Below are 21,403 nucleotides of genomic sequence, written 5' to 3'. Positions count from 1 at the left end.
GTATTCTTGTCGTATTAACATATTTTAGGCGGGTCGACTCGCCTTAGTAGGCGAGGCCGTATAGCCGCGTAAGGCGATGTCCTCGTTTCGTAACGTACCCGTGATGCGCGGCTTACCGGCGTAGTCGCCTTGTTTCTCTGTGAGAGCGTTGTCGTACAGGTCAACGCTTAGGATGATTTGTTCTTCCATGATGTTCATATTTAGTTGCCGCTAAGATATGGGAGGGGGCGGGTTTCCCGCATGACAATCCGTCCGAATCTATTAGGACAAATTGTAATTAGCTGATTTTATTGATAGGACAGATCGTAATTCACACGCAAAAAGGTAAAAATGTCTCTTTTCTATCAAAAAGCGGTAGGCCTTGATAAAAAAGCGATATATTTGGGGCATGGACAACCTGACAGTTTATATGATCTCTATCATGGTATTGGCACCCGTCTATTCCGCCGTGTCTTGCGGGATGGTGGTGGGGCTTTCCTTGCAGGATTGCCTGTCTCGGGAGGAGCGGGACTTGAAGAGGATATTGCTGGTTTACCTATCCGTCTCGGCTACCGGGTGGCTGGTCACATTTTGCTATCAGTTTTATCCCTCGTTGTTTGTCCAGCTCAACGTGGTTTGCCTGCTTTGTTTCGTCTTGCCGTCTATCTTCTTCTACCGGATCGTCCGTTTCCTCACGAGGCTGGGCGAGCCGGAGGAATTCCCGCCTCTCCATTATCTCGTACCCGGGCTGCTGGCGCTGGCGATGTTGGTCTGGTCGTGCTTCGTGCCTTTCGACGTGCGGCTGGAGATCGTGAGGGGGAAAGCGGAGGTGATTCCCGCGGGGTACGAGTGGTATACCCGCTTTTTTACCCTCAAGCCCCTGCTGAGGGTTGTTTTCGGCCTCTTGTATTATATCCTTACGCTGGCGTTGCTGGTATCTTATTATAAGAGGGCGAGAGGGAAGGATACGCTGGTTCGCGGGCCGGCGTGCTGGGTGATCTTCCTAGTAGGTGTGTCCATCGCCTCGCTGCTCTCATCGGTCCTGCCTACGTTCATGCCACGGAGCCGGTTCTACCATTCTATTTGGACGGCGGCCGTGTCTTGTGGTATCGCCCTCCAGCACGTTTTGCTATCGTACCATGTCATACGGCGGGAATACTGCCTCTACGTCTTGCGCCGTGAATCCCCGCCTTCTTCCTCCGGGGAAACGGATGCGGGAGACGTGCGCCTCCGCCGTAGCCATTCCGGGAAATTGACCCAGAGACGTTTCGAGCGTTTTTTCCGGGAACACAAGCCTTTTTTGAGGCCGGGCTATAAGATGACGGATCTGGTGGAGGACTTGGACGTGAACCGCACGGTGCTATCCGCCTTTATCAACCAGACGTATGGCATGAACTTCAATCGTTACCTGAACCGTTTCCGCCTGAGGGAGTTGGATAGGCTCCGCTTGCGTCCCGCCAACCAAGGTAAGAGCGTGAGCTCGCTGATCGGGCAGGTAGGTTTCAAGGATTTCCGTACCTATTCCCGTGCCGTCGCCACCGAGCGGGAGGCGGCTGCCGGGGAGCGGGAGACTAAGGAGGAAGGAGGTACGGCATGATGAGCCTTGGCCTTATGGAGGCTTTCGCTTTCAGCCTTCCCATCGTCTGCGCCATGGTATGTATGGTCATGATGTCGCTGGACGCCTGCCGGTACGGAAGGGGCGGGCAGGAAAGGCGGTTGAGGGCGCTCTTGGCGCTGACTTACTTGGTGACGTCGCTGGGTTGGCTCGGGTTGGTGCTTTATTCGGTCGCCCCGTGCGCTTTCTCGTATTACTATCCCGTTTTCTTATTGACGCTGATGCTGGATCAGGTGATGTTTTTCTGGGTGGTATCCATGATAACGGATACCGGCGAGCGGCGGAGGCTGAATCGATGGCACTGGGTGGTGCCTGTCTTCCTTATGGGGGCCTTGTTCGAGGGCGGTATACTGGTAAGTCTCGTGTTTTTTATCTACAATACGCTTTACCCGGCGCTAAACCTCCGGAACATATATCGTTACAGGCGGTTCATCGTAGATTACTCGTCGGAGGCGCAGCGTATCTCCTTGGATTGGCTGGCGGCCGTGCAAGTTTTTATCTTGGTTTGCGTACCCGTTCCGCTGGCGGGATTGTTGCTCGATATGGAGACTTTCTCCTCTTCCTATTTCGTGTGGCTGGGGGTGTTGCCAACGTTCGTGTTTTATATGATGCTCTGTTATAACATGCTCGACAAGAATTATCTCATCGTCCAGCCCGAGGCGTTGAAGACGGAGGATATGCCTCCCGATCTCCCGGCCCTAGACCGTAAACGCCTAGAACGCTACCTGCGTGAGAAGAAACCTTATCTGGACCCCAAGTTGCGGATCACCGACCTCGCCGCCGGGCTAAGTACCAACCGTAGCTACCTGTCGGCTTTTATCAACAAGGAGTATGGCATGAATTTCTGCCGCTTGATAAACCGTTGCCGTCTGATGGCTCTCGACCGCTTGCGGGTATCTCCTGCGAATGCAGGCAAGACTAATATGGAACTGGTACTTATGGCAGGCTTCAGTGGTTACCGGAATTATCTTCGGGTGAAAAAGGAGGAGGATAGGCTAGCGTTATTGAAAGTATTCGAGCGATAACCCCGATTTGGCAAACCGAGGTGAGGTGTTTTTTGAGGCATAAACGTTATCTTTGTCACGCATTTTAAATATATAAACCATGAAGAAATTCTTTTATACTTTCGCTTTTATCCTTTGCGCCTTGATGACGTTACAGGCGGAGACAATGGTGGTGGCCACCTATAACTTGCGAAACGCCAACGGCGGCGATTCCACGAACGGTAACGGTTGGGGACAACGTTATCCTTACATCGCCCAGATCGTACAGTTTCACGGGTTCGATATCTTTGGTACCCAAGAGGGCAAATATCCGCAATTGCAGGACTTGAGGCAAGCCATGCCCGGATACGATTATATCGGCGTGGGACGTGACGATGGTAAGCAGGCGGGAGAGCATTCGGCTATCTTTTACCGCACGGATAAGTTCGAGGTCTTGGAGCATGGCGATTTCTGGCTATCCGAGATCACCGACCGTCCGAACAAAGGCTGGGACGCCGTTCTGCCCCGTATCTGTACGTGGGGCGAGTTTCGGGACAAACAGACCGGCTTCACTTTCTTGTTCTTCAACCTTCATATGGACCATGTCGGCGTACAAGCCCGTGCCGAGAGCGCTAAGTTGATCTTGAAGAAGATCAAGGAATTCCCGAAGAGACTTCCCGCTATCCTGACCGGAGATTTCAATGTTGATCAAACAAGTGAGTCGTATAAGTTGTTAGATGGTTCCGGTATCATGCGTGACTCTTATGAGATCGCAGATTTCCGCTATGCCCCGAATGGTACCTTCAACGGTTTCCATCCGGACCGCAAGACCGATAGCCGTATCGACCATCTTTTCTTGACCAAGGAGTTTGAGGTGAAGAAGTATGGAATCTTAACGGATACCTATCGCTCCGAGGTGAAAGAAAGCGCCCAGAAGGAGCAAAACGGTAATTTCCCGAAAGAGGTGTCATTGAGCAAATACGAGGCCCGCACTCCTTCCGACCACTTTCCCGTAATGATCGTTGTGGAAGTAAAAGACTGAGGTTTTAGAAAAATTGGTTATTATTAACCCCGTAATCTTTATCAAATTTGTTTAGATCCTGTTATATAATCAGAATATTGACTAAAACGATCTAAACAAATTTGGTATGATACGTAAATTATTGATTCGTGATTTGACTCTTCGCGATGGTCAGCAATCGGCATTCGCTACAAGAATGTCTCAAGCGCAAATAGACCGTGTACTTCCTTACTACAAAGACGCAGGCTTTTACGCCATGGAAGTATGGGGTGGGGCGGTTCCCGATTCCGTGATGCGTTATTTAGGTGAGAATCCGTGGGATCGTTTAGAGATCATCAAAGAGAAAATAGGTAATTCTTCAAAGCTATCCGCTCTTTCCCGTGGGCGTAATTTATTCGGTTATAATCCTTATCCCGACGAGATTATAGAAGGCTTTTGCCGGAACTCGATTCGTTCCGGTATCGATATCATGCGTATTTTCGATGCTTTGAACGACGTGGATAACGTGAAATCCACGATCCGTTATGTGAAGAAATTCGGGGGAAAGGCCGATTGTGCCATCTGTTATACGATAGATCCTCACCATTCTCCGGTAGAACGTATAAAAGCCGCCTTGCATGGACGGCCCTTGCATAAGCCTGTTTTTACGAATGAGTATTTCTTAAACAAGGCCCTTCAACTGGAGTCGCTGGGCGCAGATATGATCACCCTGAAGGATATGAGTGGTTTGATACCTCCGGCTCGTACGGCGGAATTGGTGCGATTGTTCAAGAAGAGCTTGAAAGTACCGGTGGATTTCCATACGCATTGTACGCCCGGTTACGGATTGGCGTCGGTCGTATCCGCCATTATCAATGGGGTGGATATCGTTGATACGAATATATGGAACTTCGCCGGAGGACCAGCTGCTCCCGCAGTAGAACTGGTCTATATCTTCTGCAAGAAATTGGGTATCGAGCTGGATCTTGATATGGATGCGATCGCTAAGATCAACAAGGAATTATTGACGATCCGCAAGGAACTTTCCGCATTCGATACCGCTAAGAAATTCCCGAGACCCTTTAATCCCGTAGAGGATAGTTTCCCCGCCGAGATCGACCGCTTCTTCAACGATGCCATCGAGGCCGCTCGGAAAGATAAGGAGGACGATTTGCTGCTTTATTGCCGTGCGATCGAGGAGTATTTTGATTTCCCCGAGCCGAACGAGTTGGTGAAAAAAGCGCAGATTCCGGGAGGTATGTATACGAATATGGTTGCCCAGTTGAAGCAGTTGGGGCAGATCGACTTGTTGGAGAAGGCGATGTCACTCATTCCGCAAGTACGGATGGATGCCGGCTTACCTCCGTTGGTGACGCCTACGAGCCAGATTATCGGGGCGCAAGCGGTTTCCTGTGCGCTGGATGAGCTGAAAGGCCGCCCGATGTATAGTAATCCTTCCAACCAGTTTATCGCCTTGGTAAAAGGAGAGTATGGCAAGACGCCGATTCCGGTAGATCCGGCGTTCCGGTTGAAAATCACCGGCGTACAAAATGAGGTGCCTTACGACGGTTCCCATTACGTGATGCAAGAGAATCCTGTATTGGAGGATTTGGATGTGTTATTGGCTGAGAATGAGAAAGAAATACTGTTGCTGGAGTTATTCCCGACGGTAGCCCGTACATTTTTAACTAAATGGAAAGAACAAAAAGCGAGATCGAATGTTTAATAGTAGAAAGTCTTCAAATTTGGCATCCGTCATCTATTATATGTACGTTGCCGTTTAAACGGTGATACGAAAAGGCTCTCCGAATGGTAAGCGAACCATGGGAGAGCCTTCTTTATTCTATAAAGTGACTTTTTCGCGGACTTTACAAAGGGATCTTGTCTATACGACGTTGGTGGCGACCACCCTCAAAAGGTGTATCCAAGAATATCTCAACGATTTTCTTAGCCTCTTCCTTGCTGATAAAACGACCGGGCATTGATAACACGTTCGCGTCGTTATGCTCACGTGCCAGTTTCGCGATATCCTCTCGCCAGCATAAGGCGGCACGGACACCCCGATGTTTGTTCAAGGTCATACTAATGCCATTCCCTGTACCGCAGACAGCTATTCCCGGATAAACCTCGCCAGCTTCTACGGCCTTGCCCATCAGATGGGCGAAATCCGGATAATCGCAACTGTCAGAGGAATAAGTTCCAAAATCTTTATAAGACAATCCCCTTTCATCGAGGATTGTCTTTATATATTCTTTTAACTCAAAACCAGCGTGATCGCTACACAAACCTACTATACCCATCTTTATGCTAATAATTCTTTTACTTGGTTATAAACGTTCTTAGCCGTGAAACCTAATTTCTCGTCCAATACTTTGTAAGGGGCGGAGAAACCGAAGGATTCAAGTCCCCATACCTTGCCGTTAGGACCTACCAACCCTTCCAGATTAACCGGAAGACCAGCGGTTAAGCCGAAAATCTTGCTTCCTGCGGGAAGAATGGATTCTTGGTACTCTTTGCTTTGTGAACGGAATAGACCTTCGGAAGGTACGGAAACGATACGAACCTTTATGCCATCGGCACGAAGCAGGGCGGCGCCCTCGACCAAAGTCGATACCTCGGAACCGGAAGCCAAAAGAATTACATCCGCATTAGCGTCTTCATTGACGATATAGGCACCCTTTTCCGCTTGCAAAGCCTCTTGATAGCGGTTTTCCTTAGCGGGAAGATCTGTGATATTCTGACGAGAAAGAATCAATGCGGTAGGAGTGTAAACGTTCTCCATCGCTAGTTTCCATGCGACTGTTGTCTCCACAACGTCTGCCGGACGAAGTACCAACATGGAGTTGTGTCCCTTATGATTCTTCAATTTCTCTAATAAACGAACTTGAGCTTCTTGCTCTACCGGCTCGTGCGTAGGTCCGTCTTCTCCAACACGGAAAGCGTCGTGTGTCCAGATGAACTTAACGGGCTGCTCCATCAATGCGGCCATACGTAACGCAGGCTTCATGTAATCGGAGAATACGAAGAAAGTACCGCAAGCGGCGATCACGCCACCATGTAAAGACATACCGATACAGATACAAGCCATAGAAAGCTCGGCTACACCCGCTTGGAAGAAAGCTCCGCTAAAGTCGCCTTTCACGAAAGCATGAGTCTTTTTCAAGAAGCCGTCTGTCTTATCGGAATTGGAAAGGTCGGCGGAAGCTACGATCATGTTTTCTACATGGGTAGCAAGCACACCTAATACGGTAGCGGAAGCGGCACGGGTCGCTTGGTTCGCTTTCTGCTCGATTGCGGCCCAGTCGATTTTAGGAGCCTTACCGGAGAACCATTGCTCCATCTTAGCCGCTAAGTCCGGGTGAGCTTTCGCCCAGACGTCTCTCACGGCGTAACGCTCGGCGACGATTACTTCCAGTTCTTTCGCACGTTTGGCATATAATTCGGCTACCTCAGGAAGGATTGCGAACGGATGTTCCGGATCGCCTCCTAGGTTCTTGATCGTATCTGCGATGGAAGCTCCTGCCGCGGATAAAGGTTGTCCGTGAGTAGATACCTTATTCTCGTAACAGCTGTTATCAGCGCCGACAGCACCTTTCCCCATAACGGTGTTACCGATGATCAAAGTCGGTTTGGAGATCTCTGCCTTAGCCTCTTTTAAAGCCTTGCGGATCTCGTTTACGTCGTTACCGTTTATTTGAATGACTTTCCAGCCCCAAGCCTCGTATTTCATGGCTACGTTCTCCGCGTCAACGTCTTCTACCTTGGTAGATAGCTGTACGTTGTTAGCGTCGTAGAACATGATCAAGTTGTCCAGTCCTAAAGTTCCGGCGATACGTCCGGCACCTTGGGAGATTTCCTCTTGGATACCTCCATCGGAAATATATGCGTAAATAGTCTGGTTCATTACTTCCTCACCCAGACGTGCTTTCAAGAATTTAGCCGCGATAGCCGCACCTACCGCATAAGTATGTCCTTGTCCCAACGGGCCGGACGTATTTTCGATACCACGCATAACGTCTACCTCAGGATGTCCCGGAGTAACGCTTCCCCATTGGCGGAACTGTTGAAGTTCATCCAATGTGAATTTGCCGCTTAAAGCCAGTACGGAATAAAGCATCGGAGACATATGCCCCGGGTCAAGGAAGAAACGATCGCGTCCTTCCCATTTGGGATTCTTGGGATCGTATATTAAGAACTCTGAGAACAGTACGTTAACAAAGTCTGCACCACCCATAGCGCCACCCGGGTGCCCGGAGTTCGCTTTCTCCACCATTGACGCAGCCAGTATACGGATGTTATCAGCTGCTTTGTTCATTACTTGAATATCGTTCATTTTATCAGATGAATTATTTATTTGACTGCAAAGATAATCAAACTCTTTGTAAGAGCCGTTATATCAATCAAACAATTCCTTTTCGGTAAAGGTTCCTATCTTCTTATATTTTTGATAAATTGAGAGATATTTAAGATAGCCCGCTGAGCGCCTTATTCTTGCGGGTATACATCATTCGGATTAGAGCGAGAAGTCGAAACCCTGTTCAACCCATTTGTTGTATTTTTTCTCGTTGAATTTGTAGAGGAAAGCTCCTCGTTTAGAACTTTTCTTGTCTTTGATATCCAGTTTTTCCAGAATATCCATGGCGTTTAGCTTTTTGCGGAAGTTTCGTTTGTCTAAAAGGGTTTGGTAGATGGCCTCATACAATGTCTGTAGTTGGGGCAAGGTAAATTGCTCGGGAAGCAAATTGAAACCGATAGGGCGGCTTGCCGCTTTCTTTTTAAGGACGGACAACGTATCGTTTATCATTTGGTTATGGTCGAAAATCAAGTCAGGAAGCTCGGATATCTTGGTCCAAGTAGCGTTATGGTTTTCCAAGATCTCGGGACTAAAATCATTCATATTCACCAAGGAATAGTAAGCTACGGAGATAACCCGTTCCCCTAAGTCACGTGATACATCTCCGTAAGCCCCTATTTGTTCCATAAAAAGATGCTCGATGCCCGTGCAATCGGTTAATACCCGTGATGCTGCTTCATCCACGCTTTCCCCGGATTTCACGAAGCCTCCCATAAGAGACCACTGTCCTTTCATCGGCTCGAACGAACGTTTGTATAATAAAACATTCAACTCCTTATTGTTAAACCCTAGAATGATACAATCTACGGCAACATAGAATTTTACTTCGTCTTGATAAAAAGCTGCTGACATCGTTTTATGGATTTTAAAGATTAACAGAGCTTGCGTGCTCCGTCGCTGATTACTACATTATATAATTTAGGTTCACGGCCAAACTTCTCTTTATAAGCGGAGAAGGCTTTCTTCACGAAATCGTCGTACAACTCATCCTTAACCAAGTTGATCGTACAACCGCCGAATCCTCCACCCATGACACGAGAACCCGTTACACCACATTCCTTGGCGATATCGTTCAAGAAATCCAGTTCCTCGCAGCTAACTTCATAAAGCTTGCTCATACCTTGATGCGTGCCGTACATCTTTTCGCCGACAGTCTCATAGTCGCCTTTCTCCAAAGCGGCACATACGTCGAGTACACGTTGGATTTCCTCGATAACATATTCGGCACGCATGTAATCCTCTGCGCTGACATCCGCTTTTACCTCGTTCAGCATCTCCATCGTAGCGTCACGTAAGAACTCTACTTTCGGATGGTTGCGGCGAATGGCGGCTACCACGTTCTCGCAGGATTTACGGCGTTTGTTGTAGGCTGAGGACGCCAACTCATGCTTAACGACCGAATCCAATAACACGAGTTTGTAACCAACCGGATTAAACGGATAATATTTATATTCCAAAGAACGGCAATCCAAGCGGATCAAACTTCCGGCCTTGCCGAATACGGAAGCGAATTGGTCCATGATACCGCAATTCACGCCACAATAATTATGTTCTGTAGCTTGACCGATCTTAGCCAACTCGAATTTATCGATATTCAATGAGAATAAGTCATTCAATGCGAAAGCATAAGTACTTTCCAATGCGGCGGAAGAAGACATTCCAGCGCCCAGAGGCACGTCTCCAGCGAATACGGTATCGAAACCTTGGATATTACCACCTCGTTTAATAATCTCCCGGCATACGCCAAAGATATATCTTGCCCAGCTTGCGGAAGGAGCGTCCTCCTCGGTCAAGCCAAATTCAGCGTAATCATTTAAGTCGATGGAGAACGCCCGGACTTTGCCCGTCCCATTCGGTTTGATCTCGGCGATCATCCCTTTATCTACAGCACCCGGAAAAACGAAACCTCCATTATAATCAGTGTGTTCACCGATCAAGTTAATACGTCCCGGGGATGTGTATAAGCTACCTTCGGTATTAAATAACTCTTTAAATTTAGTTCTGATTTTTTGTTGCATGATACTTAATTTGATTAAGGTAAATAATTGAATAAACAAGAAGAAATTACCCATTCAGATAACTCTGCCGGATAATTTCTTCTTTATCATATTATGTCCTGTCCTTATTATTCAACAGGAATGTCTTTGTTTACGTTCTTGCTACCGATCAAAGCGTAATATAGCAAATATGCCAATCCTAGGAATACCACCCAGAAGCTAGTAATGAAACCGCCAGCGTCGGCTACAGCTCCTTGGATCAACGGAAGAATACCTCCACCGCAAACCATCACCATGAAGATACCGGAAGCGGCTGCCGTATATTTACCTAAACCTTCTACTGCCAAGTTGAAGATACCACCCCACATGATGGAAGTACATAAACCACAAAGAGCCATGAACATGATTCCAACCGGAACCTCAACCATACCGAAAGAGATATCAGACAAGAATACAGGCATACTAACTTTTGTCGTAGCAGGGGCGAAGATAGCGATCAAGATAAAGATCATACCTACCGTGGCGGCTGATGACAACATCGCCTTACTAGAGATCTTAGCTCCGAAAGAGGCACCGAACAGACGTCCGATCATCATCAAGAACCAATATGTACCCACGATAGAACCGGCTACTGTAGGATCGATACCGATCTCAGGAGAAGTAGCGAACAAGTTCATGAAGTTAGGAATACCTACTTCGACACCCACATACAAGAAGATTGCGATGGCACCTAAAATGAAGTGACGGAAAGAAAGCGCGCTGTGCTTGTCCGGAGTCTTGGCTTCATTTTCCTTAACCATATGCGGTTCCGGAATTTGCATGCAGAACAATACGATAAATACGATGGCAAAGATACCCATAGCCAAGAACAATGCCGGGTTAGCGTCACTGATCTGAGCCTTAGCAGCGTCACCGATCAAATAACCAACCAATACCGGAACGATCGTAGCGCCGATAGAGTTCACGGAACCGGCAACCTGAATTAATTGGTTACCTTTGTTTCCACCACCACCTAGCGTGTTCAACATCGGGTTTACTACGGTATTCAACATACACATAGAGAAACCGGACACGAAAGCACCTGTCAAATAAACAGCGTAGCTACCAGCCACACCGGAAAGATAAGAAATACCTACACCACAGAAACCTACGATGATCGCTAACAAAGCGGTTTTCTTGTAACCGATCTTCTGCAATAGCATACCGGCCGGAATACCCATGAAGGCATAGGCGATAAAGTTAGCCGCGTTACCCAGCTGCGACATGAAGTTGCTGGCAGCGAACTGGTTCTTAACGATGATACCGAATGGGTTCTGTAGACCCGTCACGAAAGATATCATGAAGAAGAGAGCCACCATCATGATAATAGGCAATGTGTAATTCTTTTTTGCTGTTGATTCCATTTCTTTTTTGTTGTTTTAGATTATTAGATTACTTAAATTATTCTCTTATTCTACACTGAATTTATAAATAGTAGTACTTTGGAAAACCTCGCCCGGGCGGAGTTCCGTTGTCGGATATTCCGGTTTGTTGGGGCTATCGGGGAAATGCTGGGTTTCCAGACATAAAGCGGCCCGCTCCGGGTAGCGTTGTCCGTTCTTACCTTCGAAATTCCCAGTCATCCAGTTACCTGTGTATAATTGCACGCCCGGTTGAGTCGTATAAGTTTCCATTACGATACCGGTCTTGGGGGAGGAGCAGCGAGCGCAGTAAGAAAGTTCGTTGTCCTCTTTATTTAATATGTACGTGTGGTCATATCCCTTACCGAATATAAGCTGTTCGAAATTGTCATTGATTCGTTCGCCTACCTCATGAGGAGTCCGGAAGTCCATCGGTGTACCTTCTACCTTCTCTTTAGGTCCGTACGGGATTGCCGTATTGTCTGTAGGCAGATAATAGTCGGCGTTGATCGTGAGAATATGGTCTCCTATATAAGGGTCTCCCGCACCGGATAGGTTAAAATAAGAATGATTGGTTAGATTCAAGACCGTAGGTTTGTCCGTAGAGGCTTGATAGGAGATAACGACCTCATTCTCATTTGTCAGATGATAAGTTACGGTTGTCTTTAGTTCTCCGGGGAAACCTTCCTCGCCATCGGCGGAGGTATATTTCAACTCAATGGTTTGCTCGTCTATTTGTTTGGCGTCCCATACGACCGCATTGAATCCCTTGATTCCGCCATGCAAGCTATTGGGGCCATTATTTATGGCTAATTTGTCATAAGTAATACCGTCGATCGTGAATTTTCCAGCGGCGATACGATTTCCATAACGACCGCAAATGGCACCGAAATAAGGTTCTTCTGATGTTAAGTACTCTTCAATCGAATTATGGCCAGTAACGACATCGGTCATTTTTCCGTTTTTATCCGGAACCATCAGCGAGACGATTTTCGCTCCATAATTCGTGATCGCTAGCTCTGCTCCAACCTTGTTACACAGGGTATAAAGCGCCGTTTCTTTCCCGTCAATTTGCTTGCTGAAGTTAGCAACAGACAAGCCCGACAGTGTATTTATGTTCTTCATGCGTATCAATATTATTGAAATTGCGTGTAAAAGTAACTTTCTTCTTTGTATTTATAACCTTTCTGAATAATGTTTTATAGCATGATTTTAGATTTGTCTACCAAAAATATATAATTATCGCTTGTTTATACGTCAAGTCCTTGATTCTTCTCTTAGGCTAAAAAACAAAACAACTCTTGTCTTACCCCTGTTATTAGTAAAACAGAGATAGAAAGAAATTGTCCATGCGGTCGTCCTATAAATATATCATACTCATACTCTTTGTGCTTATGCCCGGCTTGCTTTATTCCCAATCTCAAGATTGGGTACGTAAGTCCATTTATCCGCAAGCGGATAGTGGTAAAAGCAAGATCTATAATTGGATGTGGGGGAGGCATTATCGTCACCTTTATACGATCCCGATCAGGGTTCCTTCGGCTACGATAGAAACGTTGGGGGGTGGGATGGATATCGTCGGGCAAGCGGAAGGGTTTCACGGATTATTGTTGGAGAATAAGCGTAAGCAATTGTATTTGCTAAAGCCCTTGGGTGGCTCTACAAGTTTCTTGGAGTCGAAGTTTTTCCGGGAAATATATAATAAGACTGATTTTAAGAATACATATTTGGATGAGTTCTTAGGAGATGCTTATACGATTATCAATCCCTATACCTTTTTGGTCGCAGATTATTTAGCGAAGTCCGCGGGATTGAGTTTTTCTCCCTCCCGTATTTACTATATTCCTTCCCACATACGGAAAGACACAGTTGCGGACGGCAGCGATATACAAGATAGGCTGGTCAATCTAATCAATGTTCCGGATATTAATTTAAGGTCTAATTTGTATACCACGGAAGACTTTCTAGACAGCCTTCAAGTGAGTAAAAACTATATGGCGGATCAAAATCTATACATTCGGGAACGTATTTTCGATATGTGGACCGGAGATTGGAATAAGACGAACGAAAACTGGGAGTGGCAGTCACATACCGTCAATGATAGCGTAATTTATACCCCGATCGTGATCGATAGGAATCATGCTTTCACGAAGGTGGACGGAGTATTGTTCAAGCAAATGTTGAAGATATTATCGTTGGATTTTATCTGTAATTATGATAGCCTGATTTTAAAAGATACAAAGAAAATCAATAAGCTAGCTTTTGCGCTGGATATGGCGGTAGCAGGCCGCAGTGATGAGTCGGTTTGGATACGCCAAGCCCAAGAAATTCGGAGACAGATGACCGACTCTTTGATCGATAGCGCTTTTACTTATTTGCCGGAAGGTGTAAAACATGATGAGATAGAACTGATTAAACGAAAGTTGAAACGAAGGAGGCTAGAGTTGGAAGCGGTTGCCAGTCAATATTATCGCTTATTGCAACGTACGCCAGTGGTTGCCGGAACCAATCAATCCGATTATTTCTTGATCGAGCGGCAAGCGCCGGACCGGACTGTTTTACGGATTTATGATCCCGAGACCGGAGACTGTAGGTTGGAACAACAATTCTCCGGCAAGGAAACCAAGGAACTGTGGTTATATGGGCTTGCGGGAAACGATACGTTTGAAGTGAAGGGAAATACACGGAAAGATTTTCCGATATACTTGATCTCCGGAGAGGGGGAGAACCAATACCAATTGAATCATAACCGGAAAATACATGTCTATGATAAAGATTATAAATATGATTACCAGAAGATAAAATACCATAAGATATCTTTTACCCCGTGGGGAATATATGATTCGGATAAAGGTATTAGTTTGGGTACGTTCTTTACATATACGATGTATGGCTTTAAACGAGCCCCATTCACCTATCAGCATCGGATCGGGTATAATTATTTGAAAGGGTTCATGTATGCAGGTATCTTCCCTAATTATGACGGCCGGAGACGTTTATACCTAAATGCCTCCATTTCTTCACCCCGTAACTTCGAGAACTTCTTCGGATTTGGAAATAATACGGCGGGCTATAAAGAGGAGAAAAAGAATTATAACCGGGTGAAGCTCCGGACGTATATGTTTAATCCATCCTTCGAGATGGATTTGAGGAAAGAAGAGGTGATGACATTCTTTGGCTCTTTGGATATGTACAAGGCTAAACGTACGGATGATCGATATATTTATACGGTTTATGGAGAAGATCATCCTATTTTCCGCACGAATTATTTCGTAGGTCTTGGCGCTACTTACCGGATAACGAAACAGCCTTATTCGTGGCTTCCCCTATTGGAAACCGAATGGACGGCCGGATGGAAAATGAATTTGAAAAAGCCGGAACGTAATTTCCCCTATGCGCAGGGAAGCCTTTCATGGAACGTACGGTTCTCGGATCGTTTTACTTGGGCCTCCTTGATGAAGGGAACGGTATTATTCGATAATGACTATGAGTTCTATCAAGCCGCCACGATTGATTTAAGGGGATTCCGTGAGAACCGTTTTATCGGAAAGCAATCCTTTTACCAATACTCGGATTTACGCTTGGACATGGGAAAACTAAAGAATCCGTTCACTCCCTTAAAATATGGTCTATTCGCGGGCTTTGATTATGGTAGGGTCTGGTTTCCCGGTGAGCGTTCCCATAGTTGGCATACTTCCTATGGTGGCGGGATTTGGCTTACTTTCTTGAATAAGTTCACCACTAAATATTCTTGGTTCGGCTCGACGGATAGTTTCCGGTTCGCCTTTGAGTTGGGGCTTGGGTTTTGATATAGCCTCAAACTTACACGGGACTGATGAGGGAAATTCTCATCATGATAAGGAGGGTTATTGTCTATTTCTATATTTGTTCTTGTCTTCTGTCGTATGACCCGGTAAAAACGTGTACGTGTTTTCCGAAAAACATGTACGACTTTTGTGGAAAACATGTACGTGTTTTTTCAGAAATATAATCATGTTTTTAAGGCTGATGATAATCAATGATTTACATATTCGTGTTATTTGCATGCTTATTGTTTGGATTTATTATTTGAATGTATCATCTAATTTTTTATCCCTTATAGATATGTTATAGACAATACGCTACAACCTTATCAAATGATGTTAACTTCATCAGCAAAGTAACTTAACATACTTTGCCGGCGGACCTAAGATACTTTGCTGATGAAGCTAAATAACTTATTTCTTCAAGGCCTCCAATACTTGAGGCATCATAGTACAGATATAATGTTCTTCTTTCGCTGTAAAGAAATTGCCATCGACTACGGAATCCTCATCTGTAGCTTGTCCTTTGCTAATGGCAGGTTTAGCCAACGGATGTACCGCTAGCTTCTTTCCTTCCGTGATTCCGGTGAAGTCGAAGAGCATAGCAGCAGCGCAATGTCCAATCATAATCTTACCCTTTTCCCCGAAATTCTTAATCACATCCATTAGATCGATATTGTATTGTTTGCTAGCGTTCTGCTGGAAAACAGGAACCGCATCGCCACAAGCGAATACCATTGCGTCGTATTCATCTTCATGCCCTTTTAAATTAGCGATCACATCGTCTACTGTCAAAGCTATGCCAGAGTTCGTTTTGATCTCTTTTGAATCGGCTACCGCATATACTTTATAAGTAATGCCATTCTCGAAAAATGATTCCAAATATTGGAACAAACCAAATCCATTTACTGGATTTACCGCTAAAACTGCTACTTTCTTTGCCATAATCGTAAATTATTAAGTGATACAATAGTTATTTTTCGTAAGTTTATTACTTTTGTGGTGTAAAAGTAAGTCCCTTTTTTAGAGAAAACAAGAAGGCACTTATAAATAAGGAACTTACATGGATGTAACCATTGTTGAGATTCAAGTAAATAGAAAAGGTTAAAAAATGAAAAACTTTCATCCGACAGGGAATTGTCCCGTAAGAGACGTATTGAGCCGGCTAGGAGATAAATGGTCTATGTTAGTGCTTATCACTTTAAGCGCCAATGGTACCATGCGTTTTAGTGATATCCATAAAACCATCGCGGATGTATCGCAACGTATGCTGACCGTAACTTTGCGTACGTTGGAATCGGATGGTCTGATCGAACGAAAGGTCTATGCGGAAGTTCCTCCCCGAGTAGAATACTGCTTAACGGAAAGAGGATTAAGTCTTATTCCCCATATCCAAGGATTGGTGGATTGGGCGTTGCAGCAGATGAGTGGTATTATGGAAAGCCGGGTTTTACATACGTCATGACTTGAAGGTCTAAGAAAAGGGTTAAGCAAAGGTGGACTTAATAAGATTGACTTTTTTCTGCGAGAATTTCCGCTAAAGATCGGCGGGTTATTTTGTTCTCGATCCAAGATAGAACATCGAAGGTCTTTAGGAGTTGACGCTCGTATTTGTCTTCCTTTATTTTTTGAATGTCTTTTTGATATTGTTGCCATTGTTTATTTCGGGCTTTCTCATAAGAGGGGAGCGGATAATCTCGTACGAATTTGAATATTAATTTCTCTGTAATATAAGTATGTTTTTCGAATTGGATGTTTCTTTTGATAGACGTGATCTCATTTTCAAAGAACTCATAGTTCCCTAACTCTGCTTGAAATAGTAAATTTATTAATCTAGCTATCTTATAAGTAGGAAATGTGTGAAGTAGTTTTCCTAAACTGAAAATCTTTTTCATGTATTTACGGGTTTGACTATAATCTTTTGTATACATACATAAAATAGCGGAACTTAGATATAAAGATAATTGGGTTTCAAGTCTTAATGATGTTATTTTTTTAGTAACTCTTCTTCTTGTCTTTCCTTTAACTTTTTGGCTTGTTCAAAATGTCCCATATGTAATAAGCTATTAGATTTATAGATATATACTAATGTTTTTACATGTAGTATGAACTCAGTGGAATACTCACCTATTGTCAGAGCTTCTAGCTTAGAAAGGAAAAATGAGGTTTCGCGATATAGGCCAGCGACATATAAACTGTCTAAAACACCTTGTATAGCGCTAAGGTAGTAAATAGGGGGATTTAGTATTAAATGTTGGTTCTCATTGAATAATCCAATGAGTTCTTGATAATATTGAATAGCTAATTTATAATTCCCTACATTTAGATAATAAGTGGCTTGGAATAACAAATGTAACTTGTTAGCTTCAAAGCTTCGGTATGAACTATTGGCAATTAGATATAGTTCACTCAACACGAGATCGTTCAAATCTTCTTTTTGCTTATCAGAACGGATATATCCTTTATGGATAAGACGATGTTTAAGTATATCGTATAGTTGTGTGTGTTGGTTAAGGCTTTTGGCATATTTTATTACTTCATTGACTTTCATTTGTTTATTTATCAACTGTTTTTCAGATATTGTCTCAAATTCTAGGGCACTTAAATATTTTAGCTCTATTCGCCGAATTAGTAAAAGCAAGGGATCGTTTTCATACATACTTGCTAATTTCTTGGATTTATCTAACTCGATGAACGCTTCATCATACATTTCACGCTCAAATAGTATGTTTGCTTTAGATATGTAGTTGAAAATTCTTGCTTGTATATCTTGTTTCTCTCGGAGTTTAACTAAGCAATCTAAAATTGTGCGATAAAGGTGTTTAACTGCGGTTTCAAAGTTCCTTCCATTCTGGATTTTACAAAAGCATGAATACAAATCTTCAGGAGAGGTATTGGAGTCTATTAAATTAAAAAGTGATATATACACTTTATCTCCGCTTTGTAAATTTGAATAAAGATGAAAATACCTTTTTTCTGTTTTTGTCAAAGAATTGACAAGGATTATAAGTGTGTGTGTACTGCTCATATGGCTATAGATGGTTTTTTAAGTACTTGATAAATAGTAATACTAACGTAATAAACAATGCAAATATATCAATTTGGGTTTATCTGTAATGCCAATTGATTGATAATTTTTTTGTTTTTTCTCTTTTTACATTTGCAATATCAAGAGAGGAGCTAATGTGAGGATTTGTTAACATTAAATCAGTAGCCTATGGGATACAGGACGTTTTTTTGATAAGAGAGTATGTAAACTGTAAAGAATAAACCTAATCTAATCCATATTGTTATGAATAGAGAAATAAACACTTTAAGCATTAAGGGATTACTTGATAAACGATTTTGGGTAATCATTGTTTTTTTATGTTGACTTTGCCTGCCTATGCGGTAACTAATGCGTTTGTAGTGACAGGGGAGGTTATAGATGCAGTGAATAATCCTTTACCCGGGGTTAATGTCGTGGAGAAAGGAACACGTAATGGTACGATCACAGATGTAGATGGTAAATTTGAATTAACGCTGAAGGATGGCAACGCTATACTTTCATTTTCATATATAGGTTTTACTTCTATTGATGTACCTGTTGAAAATAAACAAAATTTGCGTGTAAAAATGAGAGAGGACGTTACCCAGATGGATGAAGTTGTTGTTATCGGTTATGGAACGACTACAAAAAAAGAGGTTACGGGATCAATATCTAGTTTGAAAGAAGAAAGTTTCGTGAAAGGAAATATCAGCAACCCTATGCAGTTATTACAAGGACAGGTTGCTGGTATGAATATTGTAAAGCCTAATGGAGGAGATCCTAATGGAGAATTCAAGGTTCAGTTAAGGGGTATGACGACATTGTCCGGTGGCGCTTCTCCATTGGTAGTGATCGATGGTATTATTGGGGGAAGTTTGGAGAGCGTCAATCCTGAAGAAATTGAATCGATAGATGTATTAAAAGATGGTTCTGCCGCGGCCATCTATGGTACTAGAGGTACGAATGGAGTTATTTTGATTATGACTAAAAGAGCGAGTGGTGGGGAAAAAACAACAATTGAATTTTCTACTTATGTAGCTATGCAATCCGTAGCGAAAAAATTGGATGTATTAACAGCGGAGCAATTTAGATCTGTAATCAATGATTATTATCCGACCATGAAAGATCAATATGATTTTGGGGCCTCTACAGATTGGTTTGAGGAAGTGACTCGGAAAAATCCTATAAGTCAATATTATAATGTAGCGTTTTCGGGAGGGGCAAAGTCCTTGGGCTATCGTGCTTCTCTATCTTATTAAAATGATCAAGGACTTTTAGATAAAACGAGCAATAATAAGTTGAGGGCTAAAATGAGTATCAATCAAAGAAATTTTGATGATCGTTTGTCTATAGATTATAATTTGACATATTCAAAAGGGAAAAGCGAACTAGCTGATAATTCGATTTTGCAACAAGTGGCCAGACGTAATCCAACGGAGCCTGTTTATGATCAGGAAGGTATTACACCAATATCTGGAGGATATTATTATAATCCGGGACCGTTTCAATACTTCAATCCTGTAGCGATGGTAAATGAATCTACAAGAGAAAAAGAAATGCGGGATGTTATGGGTAGCATGAAAGCTTCATTTGAAATAATTGAGGGATTAAAAGCGTCTGTAATGGGATCAATCACTCAATCGTCTTCAAATACCGGATCTTATTTTGGTCGTTACTATCCGAAAGATTTTGGGACGAATGGAAGTGCTGAAATTAAAAAATCATCCTCGACCAATAGCCTGTTAGAAGCTAGTGTTGATTATAGGAAGGCTTTTAAGGATCATACAATTCAAGCGATAGCGGGGTATTCATATAATAAAGGAGAATATGAAGAGAACTGGTCTCGTAACTATCTGTATGATACAGACTATTTTTCTTACCATAATATTGGGGCGGGAGCAGCTCTTACGCAAGGAAAAGCAGGTATGAGTAGTTACAAGGATGAAAATAAGTTGATCGCTTTTTTTGGACGTGTTATGTATAATTACCAAGAACGGTATTTGCTTTCCGCCTCAGTACGTTATGAGGGGTCATCGCGTTTCGGTGCAAATAATAAATGGGGAACATTCCCTGCTATTAGTGCTGGATGGCGTATTAATAAAGAACATTTTATGGAGGACATAAAATGGATCAATGATCTAAAATTACGTGTAGGTTATGGTGTTACTGGAAATCAAGAGATAGGAAATTATAAATCATTGCAATTATTGGAAAAAGATAGATTTTTTTATTATAAGGAAAATTGGATTAGTACGTATAAACCTGCTAGTAATCCCAACCCTGATTTAAAATGGGAGCGTAAAGGTGAGCTTAATATAGGCTTGGATTTTTCAGTGCTGGAAGGTCGTTTAGGAGGTACAGTTGACTACTATAATCGTACGACAAAAGACTTATTGTATTGGTATACAGTGCCTGTTCCTCCTAATTTGTATAATCAGCTTTTTACAAATGTAGGTACTATAAAGAATTCTGGTATTGAGGTAACGATTAATGCTATACCTGTTCAAACAAAGGATTTTCGTTGGAATTCGATGCTTACGTTAAGCCATAATACGAATAAGTTGGATAAGTTCTCAAATAAAGATTATGCGATGGTACAAATCCGGACTGGCTATATCCCAGAAGATTTTCAGCAATATACACAAAGTATCGTAGAAGGAGGTCCGATTGGAAATTTCTGGGGGCCACGTTTTTTGGGTGTAGACGAAAATGGACAGAATATATTGGAGGATTTGAATAAGGATGGAGTGATAAATGAAGAGGATTACCAAGTAATAGGAAACGCATATCCAGATGTGACATTTGGTTTCTCCAATACGTTTACCTATAAGAATTGGGAGTTAAGTTTTTTATTGCGAGGAGCGATAGGAAATGATGTTTTGAATGTTCATCGAATGTATTATGAGGGGTTTAATTACTTTGGAGGGAAGAATATCTTGGTATCCACATTGGAACATCCTGAATATAAGGGATCTGCAGTGTTTTCTGATCGTTTTGTAGAAGATGGCTCTTATATGAAACTAGATAACCTTACAATTGGATATAATTTTAGGCTGAATACTTCATGGGTCTCAAGATTGAAATTGTATCTGACCGCTCAAAATTTATTTACGATTACAGGTTATAAAGGTATTGATCCTGAAGTTGATTTATCGGGCTTAGAGCCGGGAATGGATCGGTATGAGTATTATCCGAGAACTCGGACATTCTTATTGGGATTGAATATTAACTTTTAAAAGGATTT

General features: G+C 43.2%; 16 protein-coding genes and 1 pseudogene. 8 read left to right on the top strand and 9 right to left on the bottom strand.

The annotated features are described in order from the left end of the window. Nucleotides 1–24 precede the first annotated feature (24 nt). Complete coding sequence (locus ACESPU_RS06265; RefSeq protein WP_158532836.1) at nucleotides 25–189, bottom strand: hypothetical protein; 165 nt, start codon at nucleotides 187–189, stop codon at nucleotides 25–27. Nucleotides 190–388: 199 nt separating this feature from the next. Here ACESPU_RS06265 and ACESPU_RS06260 point away from each other — a divergent pair, with 199 nt between their 5' ends. The 4 genes from ACESPU_RS06260 (at nucleotide 389) to ACESPU_RS06245 (ending at nucleotide 5,303) form a co-directional block, all read left to right on the top strand. Continuing rightward, the gene (locus tag ACESPU_RS06260; protein WP_227154158.1) at nucleotides 389–1,576 is read left to right on the top strand and encodes an AraC family transcriptional regulator; all 1,188 of its coding nucleotides are present in this window, start codon (nucleotides 389–391) and stop codon (nucleotides 1,574–1,576) included. Continuing rightward, the gene (locus tag ACESPU_RS06255; protein WP_192922593.1) at nucleotides 1,573–2,619 is read left to right on the top strand and encodes a helix-turn-helix transcriptional regulator; all 1,047 of its coding nucleotides are present in this window, start codon (nucleotides 1,573–1,575) and stop codon (nucleotides 2,617–2,619) included. Before ACESPU_RS06260 ends, ACESPU_RS06255 begins: the two co-directional genes overlap by 4 nt. A 79-nt stretch (nucleotides 2,620–2,698) precedes the next feature. Next, nucleotides 2,699–3,619 (top strand): endonuclease/exonuclease/phosphatase family protein, encoded by a 921-nt coding sequence (locus tag ACESPU_RS06250; protein ID WP_122144126.1) that lies wholly within the window; start codon nucleotides 2,699–2,701, stop codon nucleotides 3,617–3,619. 106 nt (nucleotides 3,620–3,725) lie between these two features. Beyond that, nucleotides 3,726–5,303, top strand: coding sequence for a carboxylase (locus ACESPU_RS06245; RefSeq protein WP_036610593.1), 1,578 nt, complete (start codon nucleotides 3,726–3,728; stop codon nucleotides 5,301–5,303). Nucleotides 5,304–5,445: 142 nt separating this feature from the next. Here ACESPU_RS06245 and rpiB read toward each other — a convergent pair whose 3' ends face one another. The 6 genes from rpiB to ACESPU_RS06215 form a co-directional block, all read right to left on the bottom strand. Further along, nucleotides 5,446–5,877, bottom strand: a complete 432-nt coding sequence (rpiB, locus tag ACESPU_RS06240) for a ribose 5-phosphate isomerase B (protein ID WP_005866347.1) — start codon at nucleotides 5,875–5,877, stop codon at nucleotides 5,446–5,448. 2 nt (nucleotides 5,878–5,879) lie between these two features. Continuing rightward, complete coding sequence (locus tag ACESPU_RS06235; protein WP_022191887.1) at nucleotides 5,880–7,910, bottom strand: transketolase; 2,031 nt, start codon at nucleotides 7,908–7,910, stop codon at nucleotides 5,880–5,882. Between the two features lie 180 nt (nucleotides 7,911–8,090). Beyond that, entirely contained in the window at nucleotides 8,091–8,783 is a 693-nt protein-coding gene (locus ACESPU_RS06230; RefSeq protein WP_036610602.1) for an NUDIX domain-containing protein, read from the bottom strand. A gap of 20 nt (nucleotides 8,784–8,803) precedes the next feature. Beyond that, entirely contained in the window at nucleotides 8,804–9,949 is a 1,146-nt protein-coding gene (gene galK, locus ACESPU_RS06225) for a galactokinase (RefSeq protein WP_048927859.1), read from the bottom strand. A gap of 107 nt (nucleotides 9,950–10,056) precedes the next feature. Continuing rightward, nucleotides 10,057–11,331, bottom strand: coding sequence for an MFS transporter (locus ACESPU_RS06220; protein WP_005866353.1), 1,275 nt, complete (start codon nucleotides 11,329–11,331; stop codon nucleotides 10,057–10,059). A gap of 45 nt (nucleotides 11,332–11,376) precedes the next feature. Beyond that, entirely contained in the window at nucleotides 11,377–12,453 is a 1,077-nt protein-coding gene (locus ACESPU_RS06215) for an aldose epimerase family protein (protein WP_005866355.1), read from the bottom strand. A 224-nt stretch (nucleotides 12,454–12,677) separates the two neighbouring features. On the opposite strand from ACESPU_RS06215, the gene ACESPU_RS06210 reads away from it, so the two are divergent. Next, nucleotides 12,678–15,137, top strand: coding sequence for a hypothetical protein (locus ACESPU_RS06210; protein ID WP_057325927.1), 2,460 nt, complete (start codon nucleotides 12,678–12,680; stop codon nucleotides 15,135–15,137). Between the two features lie 408 nt (nucleotides 15,138–15,545). On the opposite strand, the gene ACESPU_RS06205 is transcribed toward ACESPU_RS06210, so the two are convergent. Further along, entirely contained in the window at nucleotides 15,546–16,076 is a 531-nt protein-coding gene (locus ACESPU_RS06205) for a DJ-1/PfpI family protein (RefSeq protein WP_005858081.1), read from the bottom strand. Between the two features lie 166 nt (nucleotides 16,077–16,242). Between ACESPU_RS06205 and ACESPU_RS06200 the strand changes: the two genes are divergently transcribed. Further along, nucleotides 16,243–16,596 (top strand): helix-turn-helix domain-containing protein, encoded by a 354-nt coding sequence (locus ACESPU_RS06200; protein ID WP_005858079.1) that lies wholly within the window; start codon nucleotides 16,243–16,245, stop codon nucleotides 16,594–16,596. Between the two features lie 37 nt (nucleotides 16,597–16,633). Here the strand turns inward: ACESPU_RS06200 and ACESPU_RS06195 are convergent. After that, nucleotides 16,634–18,159 (bottom strand): annotated as a pseudogene (locus ACESPU_RS06195) (hypothetical protein). A gap of 338 nt (nucleotides 18,160–18,497) precedes the next feature. Between ACESPU_RS06195 and ACESPU_RS06190 the strand changes: the two are divergent. Further along, a complete protein-coding gene (locus ACESPU_RS06190; protein ID WP_227154166.1) occupies nucleotides 18,498–19,418 on the top strand; it encodes a carboxypeptidase-like regulatory domain-containing protein in 921 nt (306 codons plus the stop codon). 51 nt (nucleotides 19,419–19,469) lie between these two features. Beyond that, nucleotides 19,470–21,395 (top strand): SusC/RagA family TonB-linked outer membrane protein, encoded by a 1,926-nt coding sequence (locus ACESPU_RS06185; RefSeq protein WP_229036725.1) that lies wholly within the window; start codon nucleotides 19,470–19,472, stop codon nucleotides 21,393–21,395. Nucleotides 21,396–21,403: the final 8 nt, after the last annotated feature.

It is taken from the genome of Parabacteroides sp. 20_3, assembly GCF_964238835.1.
Classification (GTDB): Bacteria; Bacteroidota; Bacteroidia; order Bacteroidales; family Tannerellaceae; genus Parabacteroides; species Parabacteroides distasonis.
This window is presented reverse-complemented; position numbering and strand designations above follow the sequence as displayed.